This window comes from Clostridium sp. C105KSO13, from assembly GCF_001517425.1.
Taxonomy (GTDB): domain Bacteria; phylum Bacillota; class Clostridia; order Lachnospirales; family Lachnospiraceae; genus Muricomes.
Window position 1 is genome coordinate 1 of sequence record NZ_FBWL01000013.1, and the last position, 254, is coordinate 254.

General features: G+C 37.8%; 1 pseudogene. It reads right to left on the reverse strand.

The annotated features are described in order from the left end of the window. Positions 1-123 (reverse strand): annotated as a pseudogene (locus tag BN3456_RS15475) (transposase); the annotation flags it as partial. Between the last annotated feature and the right edge of the window lie 131 nt (positions 124-254).

Consider the following 254-nt stretch of genomic DNA (forward strand, 5'->3'; position numbering starts at 1 on the left):
TGCACTCTTGGTTTTGGTTACCTTCCGGAACTGGCGGTTCACAGATTCCACAATGTTCGTCGTATACATTATCCTTCTTATATCATCGCTAAATTCAAAGAATGGCCTTACATTTTCCCAGTTCATCGTAACCGCAAAATAAATCAGCGGGTTTTACATTGGTAAAAAATCTGTCATAATGATAGAAATGCAAGCATTTTACTTCAGCTTGGCGGCTAGGAAGTTATAAATGCAAGCGTTTTACTTTCATTATG